This window comes from Pseudomonas sp. IPO3774, from assembly GCF_013386835.1.
Classification (GTDB): domain Bacteria; phylum Pseudomonadota; class Gammaproteobacteria; order Pseudomonadales; family Pseudomonadaceae; genus Aquipseudomonas.
Genome location: NZ_JACAQY010000005.1, coordinates 148,060 through 162,292 on the forward strand (window position 1 = coordinate 148,060; position 14,233 = coordinate 162,292).

The 14,233-nt window shown below is 60.0% G+C and carries 16 protein-coding genes; 9 read left to right on the forward strand and 7 right to left on the reverse strand.

Features of this window, described 5'->3' with window-relative positions; all coding sequences use genetic code 11:
* Window positions 1-209: 209 nt before the first annotated feature.
* From HYE77_RS02360 to HYE77_RS02375, 4 genes are all read left to right on the forward strand, one after another.
* Window positions 210-1,331: a beta-ketoacyl-ACP synthase III gene (locus HYE77_RS02360; RefSeq protein ID WP_003210699.1), complete on the forward strand. Its 1,122-nt coding sequence runs from the start codon at window positions 210-212 to the stop codon at window positions 1,329-1,331.
* A 25-nt stretch (window positions 1,332-1,356) separates the two neighbouring features.
* Window positions 1,357-1,971: an RNA polymerase sigma factor gene (locus tag HYE77_RS02365; RefSeq protein ID WP_003210700.1), complete on the forward strand. Its 615-nt coding sequence runs from the start codon at window positions 1,357-1,359 to the stop codon at window positions 1,969-1,971.
* A complete protein-coding gene (locus HYE77_RS02370) occupies window positions 1,965-2,198 on the forward strand; it encodes an anti-sigma factor (RefSeq protein WP_177068356.1) in 234 nt (77 codons plus the stop codon). Before HYE77_RS02365 ends, HYE77_RS02370 begins: the two co-directional genes overlap by 7 nt.
* Window positions 2,199-2,538: 340 nt before the next feature.
* Window positions 2,539-3,873 (forward strand): OprO/OprP family phosphate-selective porin, encoded by a 1,335-nt coding sequence (locus tag HYE77_RS02375; RefSeq protein WP_003210703.1) that lies wholly within the window; start codon window positions 2,539-2,541, stop codon window positions 3,871-3,873.
* A gap of 33 nt (window positions 3,874-3,906) precedes the next feature.
* On the opposite strand, the gene HYE77_RS32510 is transcribed toward HYE77_RS02375, so the two are convergent.
* A complete protein-coding gene (locus HYE77_RS32510; protein WP_157222855.1) occupies window positions 3,907-4,062 on the reverse strand; it encodes a hypothetical protein in 156 nt (51 codons plus the stop codon).
* A 39-nt stretch (window positions 4,063-4,101) separates the two neighbouring features.
* Here HYE77_RS32510 and HYE77_RS02385 point away from each other — a divergent pair, with 39 nt between their 5' ends.
* Window positions 4,102-5,226, forward strand: coding sequence for a GNAT family N-acetyltransferase (locus HYE77_RS02385; protein WP_177068357.1), 1,125 nt, complete (start codon window positions 4,102-4,104; stop codon window positions 5,224-5,226).
* An 11-nt stretch (window positions 5,227-5,237) separates the two neighbouring features.
* Here HYE77_RS02385 and aqpZ read toward each other — a convergent pair whose 3' ends face one another.
* From aqpZ to HYE77_RS02410, 5 genes are all read right to left on the reverse strand, one after another.
* Entirely contained in the window at window positions 5,238-5,936 is a 699-nt protein-coding gene (gene aqpZ / locus HYE77_RS02390) for an aquaporin Z (RefSeq protein WP_177068358.1), read from the reverse strand.
* Between the two features lie 179 nt (window positions 5,937-6,115).
* Complete coding sequence (locus HYE77_RS02395) at window positions 6,116-7,948, reverse strand: ABC transporter ATP-binding protein (protein ID WP_003210707.1); 1,833 nt, start codon at window positions 7,946-7,948, stop codon at window positions 6,116-6,118.
* Window positions 7,949-8,031: 83 nt separating this feature from the next.
* Window positions 8,032-8,595: a peptidylprolyl isomerase A gene (locus HYE77_RS02400; protein ID WP_003210708.1), complete on the reverse strand. Its 564-nt coding sequence runs from the start codon at window positions 8,593-8,595 to the stop codon at window positions 8,032-8,034.
* A 3-nt stretch (window positions 8,596-8,598) separates the two neighbouring features.
* Complete coding sequence (locus HYE77_RS02405; protein ID WP_177068359.1) at window positions 8,599-9,402, reverse strand: alpha/beta fold hydrolase; 804 nt, start codon at window positions 9,400-9,402, stop codon at window positions 8,599-8,601.
* A 13-nt stretch (window positions 9,403-9,415) separates the two neighbouring features.
* On the reverse strand, window positions 9,416-10,339 hold the full coding sequence (locus HYE77_RS02410; protein WP_003210710.1) for a LysR family transcriptional regulator: 924 nt from the start codon (window positions 10,337-10,339) through the stop codon (window positions 9,416-9,418).
* A 49-nt stretch (window positions 10,340-10,388) separates the two neighbouring features.
* Between HYE77_RS02410 and HYE77_RS02415 the strand changes: the two genes are divergently transcribed.
* The 3 genes from HYE77_RS02415 (at window position 10,389) to HYE77_RS02425 (ending at window position 12,545) form a co-directional block, all read left to right on the forward strand.
* Complete coding sequence (locus HYE77_RS02415; RefSeq protein ID WP_177035903.1) at window positions 10,389-10,703, forward strand: 3-phosphoglycerate kinase; 315 nt, start codon at window positions 10,389-10,391, stop codon at window positions 10,701-10,703.
* A gap of 151 nt (window positions 10,704-10,854) precedes the next feature.
* Window positions 10,855-11,454, forward strand: a complete 600-nt coding sequence (locus tag HYE77_RS02420) for an FMN-dependent NADH-azoreductase (RefSeq protein ID WP_177068360.1) — start codon at window positions 10,855-10,857, stop codon at window positions 11,452-11,454.
* 203 nt (window positions 11,455-11,657) lie between these two features.
* Window positions 11,658-12,545, forward strand: coding sequence for a carboxylate/amino acid/amine transporter (locus HYE77_RS02425; RefSeq protein WP_177068361.1), 888 nt, complete (start codon window positions 11,658-11,660; stop codon window positions 12,543-12,545).
* Here the strand turns inward: HYE77_RS02425 and HYE77_RS02430 are convergent.
* Entirely contained in the window at window positions 12,490-13,395 is a 906-nt protein-coding gene (locus HYE77_RS02430; protein ID WP_032899700.1) for a LysR family transcriptional regulator, read from the reverse strand. The two genes, HYE77_RS02425 and HYE77_RS02430, sit on opposite strands and share 56 nt — an antisense overlap.
* Before the next feature lie 153 nt (window positions 13,396-13,548).
* Here HYE77_RS02430 and HYE77_RS02435 point away from each other — a divergent pair, with 153 nt between their 5' ends.
* A complete protein-coding gene (locus tag HYE77_RS02435) occupies window positions 13,549-14,193 on the forward strand; it encodes a hydrolase (RefSeq protein WP_008437999.1) in 645 nt (214 codons plus the stop codon).
* Window positions 14,194-14,233 lie beyond the last annotated feature (40 nt).

The following is a 14,233-nucleotide window of genomic DNA, read 5'->3' on the forward strand; positions in this document are numbered from 1 at the left end:
GTGTTTGCGCGGGATAGGCGCCAAGTGTCCGATGTTGTGGCAAACTTCGCGGTTATAAATGCCGGGATCGTCGAGTTGGGCTGGTGCAGCCGTGGCGCGATGGAATAAAGCGTTTCCAGTTTGAAGGCCGCTGGGCGGCATAAAACTACTTACGGTTTGGTACGACGGTACCAATACCCTTCTGCCTGAACAGATTTAGAGGAACGACCGTGCATAACGTCGTCATCAGCGGCACAGGCCTGTACACCCCGGCCAACAGCATCTCCAACGAAGAGCTGGTGCAGTCTTTCAATGCTTACGTGCAACAGTTCAACCTGGATAACGCCGCCGCCATTGAACGCGGTGACGTGGAGGCCCTGACCGAATCCAGCGCCGCCTTTATCGAGAAGGCCTCGGGCATCAAGAGCCGCTTTGTCATGGACAAGGCCGGCATTCTCGACCCGCAACGCATGGCGCCACGCCTGCCCGAGCGCTCCAACGACGAATGGTCGATCCTCTGCCAGATGGCCGTCAGTGCTGCCGAGCAAGCCTTGCAGCGCGCCGGCAAGACCGCCGCCGATATCGACGGTGTGATCGTCGCCTGTTCCAACCTGCAGCGGGCGTACCCGGCGATTGCCATCGAAGTCCAGGAAGCGCTGGGTATCCAGGGTTTTGGCTTTGACATGAACGTGGCGTGTTCCTCGGCGACCTTCGGTATCCAGAACGCCGCCAACAGCATCCAGCTGGGCCAGGCGCGGGCGATCCTGATGGTCAACCCGGAGATCTGCACCGGCCACCTGAATTTCCGCGACCGCGACAGCCATTTCATCTTTGGCGATGCGGCCACCGCCGTGATCCTGGAGCGGGCCGACCTGGCCACTTCCGAGCATCAGTTCGACGTGGTGAGCACCAAGCTGCTGACCAAGTTCTCCAACAACATTCGCAATAACTTCGGCTTCCTCAACCGCGCGGCGGAAGAGGGGATTGGTGCCCCGGACAAGCTGTTCGTGCAGGAAGGCCGCAAGGTCTTCCGTGATGTCTGCCCGATGGTCGCCGAGTTGATCGGCAAGCACCTGTCGGAAAACCAGCTGAATGTTGGCGATGTGAAGCGTTTCTGGCTGCACCAGGCCAACCTCAGCATGAATCATCTGATCGTGAAGAAACTGCTGGGCCGCGAGGCTTCTGTGGAAGAGGCGCCGGTGATCCTCGATACTTACGCCAACACCAGTTCGGCGGGTTCGGTGATTGCGTTCCACACCTACCAGGACGACTTGCCCAAGGGCGCTGTGGCTGTGCTTAGCTCGTTTGGCGCCGGGTATTCGATTGGTAGCGTGATCCTGCGCAAACGCTGATCATGTTTTGAAATCGAGGTCTTGAATGGCAGCAGCGGACGACGCGCACCTGCTTGAACGATTGCTCAAGGGTGAGCAGCGGGCCTACAAGGAGTTGGTCACCACTTACCAGAGCGCCATGCGCGCCGTGGCCTATGCCATCGTTGGCCAGCGCCATGCCGACGAGGTGGTGCAGGACGCCTGGCTGTCGGTGGTGCGTAACCTGGCGAAGTTCGAGGGGCGTTCCAGCCTCAAGACCTGGCTGCTGACCATCACTGCCAACTCGGCAAAGGGCCGCTACAAGCAAAACCGCCGGGAAGTACTGCTCGATGACTTGCCGGCGCCCCATGGCACCATCGGTGATGATCGCTTTGTGCCCGAAGATGGCCACTGGGCCGTCGCGCCGTTTGCCTGGCACCAGGACACGCCCGAAGCCCTGCTCACTGAAGACGAATTGCGTAAATGCCTGGAGCACACACTGGCCAGTCTTTCCGAGCTGCAAAGCAGCGTACTGCTGCTGCGTGAGCGCCAGGGGCTGGAGTTGGAGGAGATTTGTAATCTTCTGACGCTATCGCTCTCCAATGTTCGTGTGCTGTTGCATCGAGCACGGCTTAAAGTCTTCGCCACGGTGGAGCATTTTGAGGAAACCGGCGAATGTTGACCTGTAAGGAACAAGTGGCACATTCCAGTGACTATCTCGATGGGCAACTGACCTTTCGCGAGCGCCTGCTGGTGCGCCATCACCTGATGTTCTGCCCCAACTGCCGGCGCTTTATCCGGCAGATGCGCTTGATGCAGGCGACGCTGAAGATCCTGCCCGAGCCGCCTATCGCCGATGTTGATGCGTTGGCCGAACGCCTGGCCGCCGAGCGCTCCCGCGACCAATAATATCCATCATTTTTCACACTTAAACGAAGCCCGCATCGATAAAAGATGCGGGCTTTTTTTTTGCTCAAAAAACAACCAAGATGAAAAATATTTCATTTTTCTCGGGTGTTTTTACATTTTGTATCATCTGCCATTTTCACCAGTTTCCGGGGCTGGAGCCTTGATTTCCGTAGGCTCTGGCTTATTTCGAATGGCTATTAAAAAGTTCCCGAGTAACAAAATCTTTATGTTCCAGCAACCCGGCTGAAATATCCCCTCGCCAAGATCGCCCCCCAACACCAGCGGCTCTAAACCGCGTGTTTTACCAATGCACAAGACCATCAATTAGGGGAATTCTTCGATGATCCGCAAGCACTTCGCCGGTTTCGCGGCCAGCGCCTTGGCCCTGGCCGTTACCGCCCAGGCTTTCGCCGGTACTGTCACTACTGACGGTGCCGATATCGTTGTCAAAACCAAGGGCGGCCTTGAGGTTGCAACCACCGACCAGAATTTCAGCTTCAAGCTGGGTGGTCGTTTGCAGGCCGATTACGGCACGTTTGATGGCTTTTACACCAAGAATGGCAACTCGGCGGACGCCACGTATTTCCGACGCGCCTACCTCGAATTGGGCGGCACGGTGTACAAAGACTGGAAATACCAGATCAACTACGACTTTTCCCACAACTCCGGCAATGCCGATGATGGCTACTTCGACGAAGCGTCCTTCTCGTACGTAGGCTTCAAGCCAGTGGTGATCCGCGCGGGTCGTTTCGACCAGGACTTCGGCCTGGAAAAAGCCACCAGTTCCAAGTGGGTGACCGCCATCGAGCGTAACCTCGGTTATGAAGTCGCCGACTGGATCAACTCCCACGAGAACGGCATGGGCCTGCAGGTCAGCGCCGTGGTGGCTGACATGGCCTACCTGTCCTCCAGCGTGTCGTCCAAGGACATCAACGACAAGGACGGCAAAGGCGTGAAGCAGTTCAACGGCCGTGCCGTGTTTGCGCCGATGCACGACAGCGGCAACGTTTTGCACCTGGGGGTGGACGTGGCGGTGCGTGACCTGAAGGACACCTCGTTCGACTCGCGGATCCGTCCTCGCCTGGACGCTCGTGGCGTTGCCACCAACGGCGGTAACGATGCCGGGGCCAACGGCAACCGTGCGACCTTCGGCGGCGGTGTAGGGCTGGACTCCGGCAACCTGACCGCGAACGACGCCTACGACACCGACACGGTGTTCGGCGGCGAATTTGCCTTCGCCCGCGGTCCGCTGTCCCTGCAGGCCGAATACCTGAACCGCAAGATGAAGGCCGACAGCAGCGCTTATCAGGATGTGAAGGCCACGGGTTTCTACGGCCAGGTGGCCTACACGCTGACCGGCGAGTCCCGGGTCTACAAACTCGACGGCGCCAAGTTCGACACCATCAAGCCGCAGAACAAGCAGTTCGGTGCGTGGGAAGTGTTCTACCGCTACGACAACATCAGCGTTGACGACAAAAACGTGGTGCGTAACAGCGCGACCCGTGAAGTGGGTGACGCCAAGGCAAGCCTGAACACCATCGGTGTCAACTGGTACGCCAACGAAGCGGTGAAGGTGTCTGCCAACTACCTCAAGGTCAGCACTGACAAGATCCAGAACGCCAATGGCGACGACAGCGGCGACGCCATCGTGGCCCGCGTGCAATACGTGTTCTAGGCACCTGTAATACCGCTCCAAAGCGCTCTTTCTTCATCCGTCAAAGCGCTCCTCATTTGGTTTGCCCCGCCGTTTGGCGGGGCTTTTTTTTGCGCCGTGTCCTGTAGGCGCGAGCTTGCTCGCGAAGAACCCGAGATCACCGCGTTCTGTCAGAATGGTCGCGTTGTCGTTAACGATCATCGCGAGCACGCTCGCTCCTACACAAAGCCGTGACCGTCGGGGAATTGGATGCCGTTACAACGTTTGAATAACCTGTCCGAGATTGCGCCCGATGAATGGAACGCGTTGGTCCCCGTCGATCAGCCGTTTCTGCGCCATGCGTTCCTCAGTGCCCTGGAAGACAGCGCCAGCATCGGCCCGCACTCCGGCTGGCAGCCCGAGCATTTGCTGCACTATGAAGGTGGACGGCTGATTGCCGCGTTGCCCAGCTATCGCAAATGGCATTCCTATGGCGAGTACGTGTTCGACCACGGTTGGGCCGATGCCTGCGAGCGGGCGGGCATCGACTACTACCCGAAATTGCTGACGGCCGTGCCCTTCAGCCCGGTCAGCGGCCCGCGCCTGTTGGCCGCCAGCGCCGAAGACGGTTTCGAATTGCTTAAAAGCCTGCCCGGTTACCTGGAAATCGAAGGCCTTTCCAGCGCCCATATCAACTTTACCGACGCCCTGGCAGACACCGCACTGGCCCGGCAGCCGGGTTGGCTGCAACGCCTGGGCTGCCAGTTTCATTGGCAAAACCGCGGCTACCGAGACTTCCAGGACTTTCTCGACGCGCTGAGTTCGCGCAAGCGCAAACAGATGCGCAAGGAGCGCGAGCAAGTGGCGGGGCAGGGCATCGAGTTCGAGTGGCTGCAAGGCCATGAGTTGAGCGAGGCGCAGTGGGATTTTGTCTACGCCTGTTACGCCAATACCTACGCCATACGCCGACAATCGCCCTACCTGTCCCGGAATTTTTTCAGCCTGCTGGCCGAGCGCATGCCCGAGGCGATTCGCGTGGTGCTGGCCAAGCAAGGTTCACGGCCGGTGGCCATGGCCTTCAGCCTGATCGGCGGCGACAGCTTTTATGGGCGTTACTGGGGCTGCCTGGCCGAGTTCGACCGGCTGCATTTCGAGACTTGCTTCTACCAAGGCATGGATTACGCGATTGCCCATGGCCTGCAGCGTTTCGACGCCGGCGCCCAGGGCGAGCACAAGTTGATTCGCGGGTTTGAGCCGGTGATCACGCACTCCTGGCATTACCTGCGACACCCGGGATTGAAGACCGCCGTGGCGGATTTCCTGGAGCGCGAAAGCGTGGGGATCCTGGCGTATGCCGAGGAGGCGAGGGCAGCCCTGCCTTATCGGCAGGGCTGAACCTGTCTGGCTCAGGCGGTTTTTTCCGCGCCCAGCCATCGATAGGTAATGCCGCCGACCACTGCACCGAGGATCGGCGCCAGCCAGAACATCCACAACTGCTGGAGCGCCCAACCGCCGACAATCAGCGCCGGGCCGGTACTGCGGGCCGGGTTGACCGAGGTGTTGGTGACCGGGATCGAGATCAGGTGGATCAGCGTCAGCGCCAGGCCAATGGCAATGGGCGCGAAGCCCGCCGGCACACGGCGGTCGGTGGCGCCGAGGATGATCAGCACGAACATCGCCGTCATCACCAGCTCGCACACAAACCCCGCTGCCATCGAATAACCACCAGGCGAATGCTCGCCGTAGCCGTTGCTGGCCAGGCCCGAAGCCAGTTCGAACCCCGGCTTGCCGCTGGCTATGAAGTACAACAATGCAGCGGCAACGACGCCGCCGATTACCTGGGACACGATGTACGCCGGTAACTCCCTGGCCGGAAATCTTCCGCCCACTACCAGCCCCACCGACACTGCAGGGTTCAGGTGACAACCGCTGATGTGCCCGATGGCAAATGCCATGGTCAGCACCGTGAGCCCGAACGCCAGGGCCACACCGAGCACACCGATCCCGACCGGGGACGATGCGGCCAGTACCGCACTGCCGCAGCCACCCAACACCAGCCAAAACGTACCCAGTCCTTCCGTAACGGAACGTTTGAACAGTGACATGAACACATCCTTAATAGATTGCTCTATCTGATTAACGGGTCTGTGATGCATCCCTGCTGCCTTAAATCAGGGCCCTCCTGGGGCCTGATTGGAGTACAGCAGGATTGTGTCGCAAGACCAGCGGGATAGAGAAAACTGTCAGAATTGTTCGGAATTGAGGTCGCAGTTAACCAACGGAATCAGTCTATTCCGACGAAGCCACCGGTCTGGTGTTGCCACAATCGCGCATACAAACCGCCGTGTGCGAGCAATTCGGCATGGCTGCCGGTCTCGGCGATCTGGCCTTTTTCCAGCACCACCAGCCTGTCCATTCTGGCAATGGTGGAAAGCCGGTGGGCGATGGCGATCACTGTCTTGCCCTGCATCAGGGTTTCCAGGCTTTCCTGGATCGCCGCTTCGACTTCCGAATCCAGCGCGGAGGTGGCTTCGTCCATGATCAGGATCGGCGCGTCCTTGAGCAGTACCCGGGCGATGGCGATGCGCTGGCGTTGCCCGCCGGAGAGTTTCACCCCGCGTTCGCCTACGTGGGCGTCGAGGCCGGTGCGGCCCTCGGCGTCCGACAGCAATGGGATGAACTCGTCGGCGCGGGCCTTGTGCACGGCGGCCCAAAGCTCTTCGTCGGTGGCGTCCGGCTTGCCATACAGCAAGTTGTCGCGGATCGAGCGGTGCAGCAGCGAGGTGTCCTGGGTGATCATGCCGATCTGTTCGCGCAGGGTTTCCTGGGCGACGTCGGCGATGTTCTGGCCGTCGATCAGGATACGGCCGCCTTGCAGGTCGTACAGGCGCAACAGCAGGTTGACCAGGGTGGATTTGCCCGCGCCGGACGGACCGATCAGGCCGATCTTTTCACCCGGTTTAATCGCCAGGTTCAAGCCGCTGATGATTCCGCTCTTCTTGCCGTAGTGGAAATCCACCTGATCGAACCGCACCTCGCCATGGGGCACTTCCAGGCGCGGGGCATTTTCCCGGTCGGTCACTGCCAGCGGCTGGGCGATGGTTTTCAGGCCGTCCTGGACCATGCCGATGTTTTCGAAAATGCCGTTGACCACCCACATGATCCAGCCGGACATGTTGACGATACGAATCACCAGGCCGGTGGCCAGGGCGATGGCGCCCACCGAAATCAGGGATTGGGTCCACAGCCACAGGGCAAGGCCGGTGGTGGTGACAATCAGCAGGCCGTTCATGGTGGTAATCACGATGTCCATGCTGGTCACGACGCGGCTGGCCAACTGGGTTTTCTCGGTCTGCTCGACAATGGCTTCCCTGGCGTAGTTCTGCTCGAAATTCGTATGAGCGAACAGCTTCAAGGTGGTGATGTTGGTGTAGCCGTCGACGATCCGCCCCATCAGTTTTGAGCGTGCCTCGGAGGAGATGACCGAGCGCTCCTTGACGCGTGGCACGAAGTACCGCAGGGCCAGGCTGTAGGCGACGATCCAGGTGATCAGCGGAATCATCAGGCGCCAGTCGGCTTCGGCGAACAGCACCAGGGCGCTGATGGCGTAGATCGCCACGTGCCAGATCGCGTCCACGGCGGCCACTGCGGAGTCGCGCAGGGAGTTGCCGGTTTGCATGATGCGCTGGGCAATGCGCCCGGCGAAATCGTTCTGGAAGAAGTTCAGGCTCTGTTTGAGCACATAGCTGTGGTTTTGCCAGCGGATCAGGCTGGTCATGCCGGGGCTGATGGTCTGGTGCACCAGCAGGTCATGCAGGGCGCCGAAGATCGGGCGCAACAGCAGGGCGACCACGGCCATCCAGATCAGCTCGGTGGCGTGGATCTGGAAGAAGTTGGCGGGCGGCGTGCCCTGGGCCAGGTCGATGATGCGGCTCAGGTAGCTGAACAGCGCCACTTCGATCAGCGCGCCGATCAGGCCCACCACCAGCAAGGCGGCAAAGCTTGGCCATACCTGGCGCAGGTAATAGACGTAGAAGGGTAGGACTTTGTCTGGAGGGGCCGCGCTGGGAGGTTCGCGGAAGATGTCGATCAGTTGTTCAAAACGACGATAGAGCATTGGGTCTGACGCCCGCGCGGCGGGCTCTCCTGTTCAAATGCGCGCGACGCCTTGCGGGCCCCGCGCGAAACTCCCTGTAGCCTTCAGTCGATGCGCTTGGCCGACTTGATCAGGACAGGATCGATTGGCACGTTCTGCATGCCCTGTTTGGTGGTGGTCTGCGAGTTGACGATGATGTCGACCACGTCCATGCCCTTGACCACTTTGGCGAACACCGCGTAACCGGCATCACGGCCCGGGTCGAGGAAGGCATTGTCCGCAACGTTGATGAAGAATTGGCTGGTGGCGGAGTTCGGGTCGTTGGTACGCGCCATCGACAGGGTGCCGCGCACGTTATGCAGGCCGTTGCTGGCTTCGTTCTTGATCGGTGCTTCGGTCGGCTTTTGCGACATTTGCTGGGTAAAACCACCGCCCTGCACCATGAAGCCCGGGATTACCCGGTGAAAAATGGTGTTGGTGTAGAAGCCTTTGTCGACATAGGCCAGGAAGTTCTTGGTACTGATCGGGGCCTTGACCGGGTCCAGTTCGATCTCGATGTCGCCATTGGTGGTGGTGATCAAGACGTGGGGTGCCTTGGCAGGTTCGGCCGCCATCAGGTTGGCAGCGAACAGTACGGAACCGGCAAAGAAGGCGATTTTTTTCAGCATGGGTCAGTGATCCTGGGTTGTGGTTTCGACTGTCTTGAGAAAATCGAGCAGGGTGTTGTTGAAGCGTTCGGGTTGGTCCAGCGGCGTGGCATGGCGGGAATCCTCGATCACCACCAGCCGCGCATCGGGCAGCAGTTTTACATAGATTTCTTTCTGCGCCACGGGGGTGTAGTCGTGGTCGGCGCTGATGACCAGGGTTGGACAGGATATTTTCGAAAGTTGTTCCTGTACGCCCCAGCCAACAATCGCATCGAAGCTGGCGAGGTAAGCACGTTTGTCGTTTTTTGCCCAGCGTTCGGCCATCTTGCGCCGCAGTTCGGCCTGTTCGGGCTTGGGAAACAGCAGGCTGCCCAGGGCCTTGCCGATAGTGTTCAGGCTGAGGATGCGCGCCAGGCTCCAGCGCTTGGCCCACTGCCAATAGTCGCTGGCGCTGCGAACCTTGACCTGGGGCGCACTGTTGACGATGCACAGGCTCTTGAGCATTTGCGGCTCATCCACTGCCAGTTGAAAGGCGATCATGCCGCCCATGGACAGGCCGACCACGTGGGCCGGCGGCAAATGCAGGTGTTCGATCAAGGCCATCAGGTCGGCGGTGAAGCCGGCGATGCTGTAGCGCTCACGGGGTTTGTCGGAGCGGCCGTGACCGCGCACATCCACCACCACCAGGCGATAGTGTTGGGACAGCACGGGCACTTGCAGTTCCCAGTCCAGGCAACTGGAGCCCAGGCCGTGGATCAGGATCAGCGGCGCGCCGTGGCCATATTCCTCGTAATGCAGGGTGCAACCTTCATGTTCGAAATAGGCCACGTGAACTCCTTGTTCAGGCTTGCTGCGGTGCGGCGAATGGCGCGTCCAGTGGTGCAGTGTCGAAGGTGCGCAGCAACTCGACGAGAATCTGCGTGGCCGGGCCCAGGGGTTTGTCCTTGTTCGAGTAAAGATAGAAGGTCGGGTTGCGGCTGCCACCCCGTTCCAGGGGCAGTAGCTTGAGCAGGCCTTCCTTGAGTTCGCGTTCGATCAGGTGTCGCGGCAGCCAGGCGAAGCCCAGGCCGCTGCTGACGAAGGTGGCGGCGGTGGGCAGGCTGCCGACGGTCCAGCGCTGCTCGGCGCCGAGCCAGCCGACGTCCCGTGGCTGCTGGCGGCCGGAGTCGCGGATCACCACCTGCATGTGGCTTTCCAGATCCTGGAAGCTCAGTTCGCGGTGCAATTGATGCAGCGGATGTTCGGGGTGGGCCACGGCGACAAATTCGACGTCGCTCATTTCCGTACCGAGGTAACCGGGAATGATGAACCCGCTGATGGCGAGGTCGGCCATGCCGTCCATCAACAGCTCTTCGACGCCGGACAACACCTCTTCGCGCAAACGCACCCGGCAGCCACGGCTTTGCGGCATAAAGGCAGTGAGGGCGCGCACCAGGCGGGCGTTGGGGTAAGCGGCATCGACCACCAGCCGCACCTCGGCTTCCCAGCCTTGTTCCATATGGTGGGCCAGGTCTTCCAGTTGGCTGGCGTTTTTCACCAGTTGCCGGGAGCGGCGCAGCAGCACTTCACCGGCTTCGGTGAGCACGGCCTTGCGCCCGTCAATGCGCAGCAGCGGCACGCCGAGCTGATCCTGCATGCGGGCCACGGTGTAGCTCACCGAGGATTGCGAGCGGTGCAGCGCTTCGGCCGCCTGGGCGAAGCCGCCATGGTCGACCACGGCTTGCAAGGTGCGCCATTGATCAAGGGTAACGCGGGGCGCTTTCAAGATGAGCTCCTCTTGTCCTAAGCTGGCGGTCCTTATTGGAGACTGCCGAATGAGAAAATTCTGTTGTGTGCTGCTGGCGTTGCTGCCGTTGAGTGCGTTTGCATTCAGTACCGATGTGACGAAAGACATTCAGGGCGTGAAGATCGATTACAGCGCGTCAGACGTCGACAGCACTATCAGTTCGATCCAACTCACCAACTACGGCCCCAATGACGCGGAGTGCAAGGTACGCTTTACCAATGGTCCGGAAGCCCCGCGTACGCGCAAGGTCACGGTCGCGGCAGGGAAAACCACCAACACCACGGCCAATTTCAGCCGTGCCATCATCAAGATGCGTATCCAGCTGACCTGCGCACCGAAATAAGGCAAAAGCGGAGCTTGCGTACAGCAATACTCCGCTTATAAACAAATTTCTAGATGGGTTATAGCAGTTTTTTACGCTTTTTAATCGAACGGACCCTGTCTAACCTTTACTCCATCGCCTTACAGCATTCACCGATGGAGCTTACATAATCATGGCCCGTGTTCTGATCATCGAAAGCAGCGCCCGTCAGCAGGACTCAATCTCCCGCCAGCTGACCCAACAATTCATCAGCCAATGGAAAGTCGCCCACCCGGCTGATCAGATCACCGTACGAGACCTCGCCAACAACCCGGTTCCGCACCTGGATGCCAATCTGTTGGGCGGCTGGATGAAACCTGCCGAGCAGCGCAGCACGGTTGAACAGGCCTCCCTGGACCGCTCCAACGAACTGACCGATGAGCTGCTGGCCGCCGATGTATTGGTCATGGCCGCGCCGATGTACAACTTCGCGATTCCCAGCACCCTCAAAGCCTGGCTCGACCATGTGCTGCGTGCCGGTGTGACCTTCAAATACACCGCCACCGGGCCCCAAGGCCTGTTGACCGACAAGCGTGCCTTTGTGCTGACCGCCCGCGGCGGCATCCACGCCGGTGGCAGCACCGACCACCAGGAACCCTACCTGCGTCAGGTCATGGGCTTTATCGGCATCCATGACGTCGCGTTCATTCATGCCGAGGGTGTGAACCTGGGCGGTGATTTCCAGGAGAAGGGTTTGAACCAGGCCAAGGCGTTGTTGGCCCAAGTGGCGTGAGATGTTAATCGTCAGATAATCGCCTGCTGTTTAGATAGCTCCACGCAACCCTTCAAGTACGCGTATCGAACCTCCCTTTGCACTTTTTGCTCCTGAGTGCTCCCGCCCGACTGACGCTTTTAGCGAGGTCGGGTTTTTTTTGCCTTGAGTTTCGTAACGCGCGGAAAACCGCTAATGTCGCGCCCATTCAAAATGAGGCGAGCATGGGCTATCTACTTGTTGTGACGCTGATCCAGGCGTTTTCCTTCAGCTTGATCGGCGAATACCTGGCCGGTCACGTCGACAGTTATTTCGCGGTGCTGGTGCGTGTACTGTTGGCCGGGCTGGTGTTTATCCCGCTGACCCGCTGGCGCTCGGTGGAGCCGGCGTTCATACGCGGCATGCTGTTGATCGGCGCACTGCAGTTCGGCGTGACCTACGTGTGCCTGTACCTGAGCTTTCGCGTACTGACGGTGCCGGAGGTGTTGCTGTTCACCATCCTGACACCGTTGCACGTGACCCTGATCGAAGACGCCCTGAACCGCCGCTTCAACCCGTGGGCGCTGGTGGCCGCACTGGTGGCGGTGGCGGGGGCAGCGGTGATTCGCTTCGACCAGATCACCCCGAACTTCTTCATGGGCTTCCTGCTGCTGCAACTGGCCAACTTCACCTACGCCGCCGGGCAGGTGCTTTATAAGCATCTGGTGGCCCGTCATCCGAGCGATCTGCCGCATTACCGGCGCTTTGGCTACTTCTACCTCGGCGCGTTGGCGGTGGCGTTGCCGTTGCCGGCGTTCCTGATGTTCGGCAAGGCCAACTACCTGCCGGAAGCGCCGTTGCAGTGGGGCGTGCTGGTATTCCTCGGGCTGGTCAGCACGGCACTGGGCATGTACTGGTGGAACAAGGGCGCTTGCCTGGTCAACGGTGGCACATTGGCGGTGATGAACAACCTGCATGTGCCGGTGGGGTTGTTGCTGAACTTGCTGATCTGGAATCAGCATGAACCGTTAGGCAGGTTGCTGCTGGGCGGGTTGGTGATTCTCGGGGCGGTGTGGATCAGCCGGCTGGGCCTGCGGTCGTCGGCGCCAATTGCGTCAGCAAAAAATCAATGAATGCGCGGGTCTTTTGCGGCACGCGTCGCGCTGACGAATAAACCGCATTGATGGTGATTGCCGGCGCCTGCCATTCGCAGAGCACCGGCACCAGGCGCCCGGCGCTCAGGGCGTCTTCGACGATAAAGTCCGGCAACAGCGCGATGCCCATCCCGGCCTCTGCCGCCTGGGCCAGCAGGTCGCCGTTGTTGGCGTGCAGAGGGCCGGTAACGTTGACCCGCTGGGTTTCCTGGCCCTTGCTCAATTGCAGGCTGACGCCGCTTTGCAGATACCCATAATTGAGGCACTGGTGCTGGCGCAGGTCTTGCGGGGTCTGCGGTATGCCCGCGCGTGCCAGGTAGGCTGGCGCAGCCACCATGATCCGTGGCGCAGGTGCCAACTGGCGGGCGATCATCGTTGAGTCGGGCATGCTGGCGATGCGGATAGTCACGTCGAAACCACCGCGTACCGGGTCGACCTGTTGGTCGCTGAGCACCAGTTGCAGCTCGATATGCGGATGCTGTTCATGGAACAGCGGAATCAGTCTTCCCAGGCGATGCAGTCCGAACGACATCGGCGCATTGACCCGCAACACTCCCCGTAGCTCACCGATACCATCCCGGGCCCGCTGTTCGGCTTCGTCCAGGGCGGCCAGTACTTCACGCGCAGCTTCAAAATACTCGGCCCCGGCCTCCGTCAAATGCAGGCTGCGGGTGGTGCGCTGAAGCAGTTGCACGCCTATGGCTTCTTCCAGCGCCTGAATCTGTTTGCTGACTTTTGAGCGCGGTACGTCCATGGCTCGCGCGGCGGCCGCGAAGCCGTTCTCGCCGACCGTGACGACAAACGCCCGCATGCATTCGATACGGTCCATGATTGTCCCTTTTTTAGAATCAATTATTCTCTATTTTAGGTAATTGTCTCGATTTTATCCATCCCATAAAGTTACTTCCAAGCCGCCAGCCAAGCTTCACAGCGGCGCTGAACGCACCCCTTACCGAATCGAAACCATTAAAAGGAAGTCACCATGTCTATTCGCGAATTGCTCAACCCAGCCAACTCCACCCTGATCCTGATCGACCACCAGCCGCAGATGGCCTTTGGCGTGCAGTCGATCGATCGCCAGACCCTGAAGAACAACACGGTGGCGCTGGCCAAGGCGGCGAAGATCTTCAACGTGCCGACCATCCTGACCTCGGTTGAGACCAAGAGCTTCAGCGGCTACATCTGGCCGGAACTGCTGGACGTGTTCCCGGACCAGCAGCCGATCGAGCGCACCTCGATGAACTCCTGGGAAGACAAGGCGCTGGTGGCTGCGGTGAAGGCCACCGGGCGCAAGAAGCTGATCATGGCGGCCCTGTGGACCGAGGTGTGCCTGAACTTCCCGGCCCTGGAAGCCCTGGCCGAAGGCTACGAGGTGTACATCGTCACCGACGCCTCCGGCGGCACCAGCAAAGAAGCGCATGACATGTCGGTGCAACGGATGATTCAGGCGGGCGCGGTACCGGTCACCTGGCAGCAAGTGCTGTTGGAATACCAGCGTGACTGGGCTCACAAGGAAACCTACGACGCGGTGATGGGCCTGGTACAGGAGCACAGCGGCGCTTACGGCATGGGCGTGGATTACGCCTACACCATGGTTCACGGCGCGCCGCAGCGTCAGGTCAAGTAAGGTCCAACGCAAAAAAAACGGCACAACTCGGGTTGTGCCG

Coding starts and splice junctions, on each gene's coding strand:
- HYE77_RS02415 (WP_177035903.1), top strand. CDS start 10,389: ATGAGAAAATTCTGTTGTGTGCTGCTGGCGTTGCTGCCGTTGAGTGCG.
- aqpZ (WP_177068358.1), bottom strand. CDS start 5,936: ATGTCACTGTTCAAACGTTCCGTTACGGAAGGACTGGGTACGTTTTGG.
- HYE77_RS02435 (WP_008437999.1), top strand. CDS start 13,549: ATGTCTATTCGCGAATTGCTCAACCCAGCCAACTCCACCCTGATCCTG.
- HYE77_RS02430 (WP_032899700.1), bottom strand. CDS start 13,395: ATGGACCGTATCGAATGCATGCGGGCGTTTGTCGTCACGGTCGGCGAG.
- HYE77_RS02425 (WP_177068361.1), top strand. CDS start 11,658: ATGGGCTATCTACTTGTTGTGACGCTGATCCAGGCGTTTTCCTTCAGC.
- HYE77_RS02365 (WP_003210700.1), top strand. CDS start 1,357: ATGGCAGCAGCGGACGACGCGCACCTGCTTGAACGATTGCTCAAGGGT.
- HYE77_RS02370 (WP_177068356.1), top strand. CDS start 1,965: ATGTTGACCTGTAAGGAACAAGTGGCACATTCCAGTGACTATCTCGAT.
- HYE77_RS02385 (WP_177068357.1), top strand. CDS start 4,102: ATGCCGTTACAACGTTTGAATAACCTGTCCGAGATTGCGCCCGATGAA.
- HYE77_RS02400 (WP_003210708.1), bottom strand. CDS start 8,595: ATGCTGAAAAAAATCGCCTTCTTTGCCGGTTCCGTACTGTTCGCTGCC.
- HYE77_RS02420 (WP_177068360.1), top strand. CDS start 10,855: ATGGCCCGTGTTCTGATCATCGAAAGCAGCGCCCGTCAGCAGGACTCA.
- HYE77_RS02395 (WP_003210707.1), bottom strand. CDS start 7,948: ATGCTCTATCGTCGTTTTGAACAACTGATCGACATCTTCCGCGAACCT.
- HYE77_RS02375 (WP_003210703.1), top strand. CDS start 2,539: ATGATCCGCAAGCACTTCGCCGGTTTCGCGGCCAGCGCCTTGGCCCTG.